General features: G+C 40.8%; 4 protein-coding genes. 3 read left to right on the forward strand and 1 reads right to left on the reverse strand.

Annotated features, from left to right (window positions below; translation table 11 throughout):
• Positions 1-352 precede the first annotated feature (352 nt).
• Positions 353-982 carry a hypothetical protein gene (locus tag RMO52_RS22210; protein WP_309743556.1) on the reverse strand — a complete coding sequence of 210 codons (630 nt, stop codon included), beginning with the start codon at positions 980-982 and terminating at the stop codon, positions 353-355.
• A 121-nt stretch (positions 983-1,103) separates the two neighbouring features.
• Here RMO52_RS22210 and RMO52_RS22215 point away from each other — a divergent pair, with 121 nt between their 5' ends.
• From RMO52_RS22215 to RMO52_RS22225, 3 genes are all read left to right on the forward strand, one after another.
• Positions 1,104-1,253, forward strand: a complete 150-nt coding sequence (locus RMO52_RS22215; RefSeq protein WP_309743557.1) for a hypothetical protein — start codon at positions 1,104-1,106, stop codon at positions 1,251-1,253.
• A 261-nt stretch (positions 1,254-1,514) separates the two neighbouring features.
• Positions 1,515-2,474, forward strand: coding sequence for a tyrosine-type recombinase/integrase (locus RMO52_RS22220; protein WP_310418662.1), 960 nt, complete (start codon positions 1,515-1,517; stop codon positions 2,472-2,474).
• Between the two features lie 222 nt (positions 2,475-2,696).
• Positions 2,697-5,951, forward strand: coding sequence for a hypothetical protein (locus RMO52_RS22225; protein ID WP_310418666.1), 3,255 nt, complete (start codon positions 2,697-2,699; stop codon positions 5,949-5,951).

Below are 5,951 nucleotides of genomic sequence, written 5' to 3' on the forward strand. Positions count from 1 at the left end.
TACTCCTTCATTATCTGAAATTTAATGAACTGCCAATTCCATATTCAATCGATCGCGATAATCGATCGATGAAAATATCCCTCGAAGCTTGCGCGCCGCCTAAGCGGCGGTCGGTAAATCATACCCCGATCCAGCAACGCCGTCTTTCTTTCTATTTCTAGCCGTGATGTCGTTACTTTAATTTTGTTATTTTCAAATAATGTTTGTTCTTGCATGGTGTTGTAATTGATATTTCTACTATATTCACTTGTTCCCTACATGGATCGGGACACTTTTGGAAATATTTTCTAAGTTTGCACTGTGCGATCGCGCAAGTTGGGAACGACTTCTGAAGTTTACAGATTGCTATAACTTAATCAATTAGTTTTTCCCATGCGCTATTTTCTTTGAGCCTGTCTCTACTATATCCAAAAGCATTTGCTAAGATAAAGTCTGGAAGTTCTGGTTCTACAACTACACCATCATTTTTTACTTGAATAGCCTCCTTGAAAATCCATTTATCGTCTTGATAAGCGAAGGTTAGTTTTGTTTCCCTAATAAAGTAATCCGATTCTGTTAAGCATTTTCCTTTGTAGGCGAAAGCCCGATCGTATGTGCTGTAGCCGTTCTCTTTATCAATATCCCCGCATTGTTTGTTGTCTTGCACTTTGTATTCAATTGTTAGGTATCCAAGAAAAGGTGTAACTAAAGAATCTGTTTTTATAACATTTATTTTAGAATTTAGCAGCTTAACTGATGTATAGCTGTATGCTTTGCCTGATGGAGAATTTGCGTAATTATTTACTGATAGTATCGATTGATTGGATGATAAAAACTTACTGATTTTATTAGATTTTCTAATGAAGGCTTTAACAGCAACCTTTCCCTCTTTTTGTGAAGAATGAATAGAAACGGCATGAGATTGATTATTTACTGGTAAAGATGCCATTACCCAGAACAAAAAGCCAATGCAAATAATATTCGTGGATAAATTTCTCATCATAATTCACTTGCCAAAATACTTCTACATACTTATCCGAAGCATTTGAGTGGTAATCAGGACACTTTTAGAAATATTTTCTAATGCAACAGATGTAAATTGTAATTGACAACGATAAACGAACGTGTATCATATATTATGGAATCGAGTGAAGACTGAGACGCTGAGGGGTAAGGTACGATCGCCAAACGCCAAACTACTCGCTGGGACGATCGAAAGTCAGGATTCGAGCAAAAAAAGTGAGTTTGGCGATCGCGGTATATTGATGTACTAGTGCAAGGATGATCCGATCGGTAGTGGGTTCGAGCCATAGAGTGACGATTGGAGCATGGACTGATAACGCTCCAATTGGTAAGCTGGTAAAGCTATCAAAGTTTACGGGGATATCGATCGACGAAATAATTCAATGTTTAGTTGAAGAAAATTCTTTGGCGCAGTCTCTCCACGAGAAAAGCGAGTCGGAATGAACAACGCCATAATTACCATCATCGGTTAATATAACGGTCAACCCGATTACTCGCAGTGGATTATTACCTTGACATTACTCTCTACCATCGCCGCATCACCCCTATCCCTGCAAGATATCGCCCAGCGGGACTTGCTTCAGGAACTGATTGCCGATCGCAGGTCGCCCAATACGCGGCGGACGTATACTAAAGCATTGGTAGATTTTTTCATGCAGGTAGCCAATGCTGCGCCGACACCCGCTTTAGTCGGGGAATTTTTGGCACTCGATCGCTATCAGGCGATGACGTTAGTATTGAGGTATCGCCGAATATTAACAGATAAAGGATTGGCTCCATCTACTATCAATACCCGACTGGCGGCGATTAAAAGTTTGGTGGGTTATGCGCGGAAGGTGGGGGAATGTCACTACGATCTGGCGGATGTGGAAGGGGTAAGGGTGGAGACTTATCGGGATACTTCGGGGGTGAATCCGACGGAGTATCAGTTGACGATCGGGATGTGCGATCGGGATACTGTTAAAGGGGTACGGGATTATGCGATCCTGCGGTTATTGTGGGATAACGCGCTCAGGCGGGCGGAATTGTGTCAAGCGAATGTCAAGGATTTCGATCCGCAGGGGAGTAAGTTGTGGATTATTGGGAAGGGGAAGGTGCAGCGGGAGTCGATCGATCTCAGCCGTCAGTCGGTACAGGCGATTCAGGCGTGGTTGGAATTGCGGGGGAAATGTAAAGCCAGCGAGCCGTTATTTTGTACGCTCGATCGGGCGACGAAGGGGCATCGACTGAGCGGGAATGCGATCTATAATCTCGTCAGAGAGACGAGTGCAGCAGCGGGGATATACAAGGTGATGAGTCCACACCGTGTCCGACACAGTGCGATTACGGCGGCTTTGGATGCGACGAATGGGGATACGCGGAGGGTGCAGAAATTGAGCCGTCATGCGGATCTGAATACTTTGACGCGGTACGATGACAACAGGCGGCATCATCAAGGCGAAGTTACCAAGATTTTGGCAGAATTGGTGTAGAACGAGCAAAATCTCGACCGTGTATGGCTCGGAGCAGCCGAATTCAGGATACTTCCTCCAGTGGTTCGATCGGATGTATCGATCGATGTATCAGAAGGCTGGGAAGCGGAGGAATCACCTGGAAAGGTTGAGTTTGATTACTGATTTTCGCCAGAAGCTTGATAATCTCCACCTGTTATCGATCGTGCATAATTTATGAAAGGAGAACATAAAAATCGGTAAATGAGTGGAAGCGGTGGCGGTGGTGGCTATGAGTATCAAGCGAGGGCAACAGCCTATGTTGCTGTGCATATCTTGACTCAGCAAAAGCTGGGTTGGATTGACACAGCAGACGATATACCTGTTTCTGTTGCTGTAGAGACGGGTGGAGCTGGAGACGATCTTGCAATTACGCTTCAAAACGGGATCATTATAGAGTTACAAGCTAAACATGGCTTACAAAAAAACAAGCTGTGGGAACCGATTGTTAAACTAGCTCAGGGTCTTCAAGAAAATCCCTCACTCTATGGCATTCTCTTGACTGATTCGACAGCCAGCAAAGTTATTCGAGAAGAGTTACGAAAAGATCTCCAGCGACTTGGACAAGGACGGACAGATAGATTAAAAACAATTACTCAAGAGCTTCAGCAGAAACTTTCTGAGTCTAATATCTCTTCTGAGCCAGATCTGTTTAGACGACTTTCAATTCGTGTCCTCGATCTGGATGATGGCTTACAAAACTCAGAATCTGCCTGTAAAATGCTCCCGCAAGTTTTGGAGAATCAAAATCAAGCCAGCACAGCATGGAAAATATTTTGGGGAGAAGGGTTAAATCTAACTACTAACAGAGGTCGTCGTGATGCCACTGCATGGGCAAGATTATTGAGTAACGAGTCTATTCAGTTAGCCAGTGACAAACAAAATCCGGCTGTTATCTCGGAAATTTACAGAACATGGCTTCAAGAGACCACCTCTCATCTGATTGTGCCAGGGATTCGTGAAAAGTTTTCAATGCAAAGCGATTGGCTTTCATTACGAGCAAAACAATACAGTGGGGAACAAGAGCCTTTCAACGCAAAATTTATTCCTGAACTCTACCCTTTGAGCATTGTTGCAGGTGAACCAGGTAGCGGTAAAAGCACTTTTACCAAATATTTATCACATCATTTAGCTAGCTTAGGAAAAACAGTTTTACGAGTCCGCCTTCCCTCTGTTTGCAAGCTATTAGGTAGTAACGAATTTGAAGATGCAATCTTGAGAGCTGCGGCTGGCAATTCTTCTCTTAGTTTAGAACAGTCTCAGTTTGCACTGAGCAAACCTGATTATCTACTTGCTGATGGATTAGATGAATGTGGCGACAATCGAGCAGTCATATCCGAAAAATTACGGGATTGGGCAAATGGACAATCTACGACTAGAATTATTGTCACAACTCGTATTGATTCTGAACCAGAGTATCTTCCTGGGTGGCAACTTCTAAAACTACTACCCTTAGAAGATTCAGATACTATAAAATTTGCCAAACGATTATTGGGAGATTCATTTGATGAAGCCAAGTTTAAGAGTTGGCTTCAGACTAGTGAAAGTACCTCGCTTGCAGCTAAAAATCCTTTGTTATTAGGATTCCTAATTCAGATCTTTCGAGAGCATGACGAACCAATTCAAAACAGGGCAAAACTATATGAGAAAATTATCGATCTTGCTTACAAGCAACTATTACAGGATAAAGACCCAATCTCACTCGAAGAACCAACTGCAAAACGTATTATTGAGATAGTAGGATGGGAACTACTCAATAATCCTCAATGTTCAGAAAGAGAGCTTTGGAATAATGTAGGCGAAAAATTGGAGTATGAATTGAATGTCCCATCATTAGAAGCAAAAAATCAAGCAAAAAAAGGGGTACTGTTTTGGGAGCAGCGGCGTATTTTAGAACGCATCAACATTGGGTGTGATGATGTGATAGTTTTCTTACATCTCACAATAGGTGAATATGCAGCAGGAGGTTATGCTTGTGAGATGGAAGATAATAACTTCTATCAATGGTTAATAGAAGTCAATCAAAATCATATGTGGAGAGAGCCTACTCTATTTGCCATAGATATAGAGAATGCTCATGACTTCCCTCAGTGCTTACGGAAAGCAAAACAAAATTACAGATGGAGAGAATCTATTTTATTCGCGGCTGATTTAGGTAAAGCAGAAACTATTATCAATTTTTTACTTCAACAAGTAGAGGATGAAGATGAAAATAAATTTAACGAAATTTTGTTTGCGGTAGAAGTACTGAGAAAATCTACCGATTCTCCAGTTAAATTAGTCAAAAAAGTTATCGAACGACTGAAAAATGGTTTAGAATCGCCTACGCAATCGATTGTTTTCAAAACGGCGGATATATTACTTTCCTTATCTTTAAATGCTCCTGAATTAATTGGTACTGTCTCACAACCTTATCTTCTGCATTCTCAGTCATGGACAAGATTAGCTGCCATTACGCTCTCGCTTGGATCTGGAAATGAATGTGTTTTCGATGTAAATGAGATAGAAGAACAAATTGATAAAATTATTCTTGAGGCTGAACAGAAGAGGCAATGCTCTTCACCAAGCAAAAATATATTTTCACTTCGGCCTAGAATCGACAATCTTAAAATACAGTTTTTAATTAAATCTTTCGTATTTTTATTGCAAGAACAGCCATCTCTCGAAAATTGTCATCGGATGAAAAAAAGTTTCGATCTAGTGGTTGCCGTCAAAAAAAGTGATAATTTACGAGAAGTTGTCTCGAAAAAATTAATCGAGTCATCAAGAACACTGGAAAACAAAAGTACTCATTTGAGCCAAAAAGTAACACAGAAAGAATTGTGTAAGACTTCGAGACGAATACTGTTCGATTTATACGATCCTATGGCGTTTATAAGAAATTTTGAGCGATTGATTTCAGATGCAAAAGTAAAGCTGGGGAAATTAAAATCCGAGCAACAAAACAAAAGCACCGATCGATTATTCTTAGAATCAATTATTCGTGTTTTAAAATACTCATCAATATCTATATTGCCAGATAATACTCCACAGCATTTTGTTCTTCTAGGTATCCTTACAAAAGGTATGGGTTATTGGGACACTGGTATTCAAGAGTGGGAGGCTATAGGACAATACCCCATACCAGAAGTAGTTAATGCTGTAATCGAAGGTGCAATTGTTGCGATGGATCTCGATCGTCAGAAATTAGCAACTGAAGCAAAAGTTCTTTTAGATCGACTAGAGCGACATTTTCATTATGAAGATTTAGATGAGATTGAATTTATACTTGCAAATCCAACAGGTAATTTAGATAAATTTAATTGGGCTTGCGATCGACTATCTAATGCCGATCTATTTCTATGTCGGAGCATTCCTCAAGGGGAGCATCCCACTTTTTATTCGATCGGGACAAGTAAACCTTTTGTACTAGTGGAAGGATTAAGGAATTTACCTCTAGATCGAGCAGATCGAGCATAA

The organism is Chamaesiphon sp. OTE_8_metabat_110 (assembly GCF_031382685.1).
Lineage (GTDB): Bacteria > Cyanobacteriota > Cyanobacteriia > Cyanobacteriales > Chamaesiphonaceae > Chamaesiphon.

What these genes read in the sequence shown, in the direction of transcription:
- RMO52_RS22210 (WP_309743556.1), bottom strand. Translation starts at nt 982, where the DNA reads ATGATGAGAAATTTATCCACGAATATTATTTGCATTGGCTTTTTGTTC.
- RMO52_RS22225 (WP_310418666.1), top strand. Translation starts at nt 2,697, where the DNA reads ATGAGTGGAAGCGGTGGCGGTGGTGGCTATGAGTATCAAGCGAGGGCA.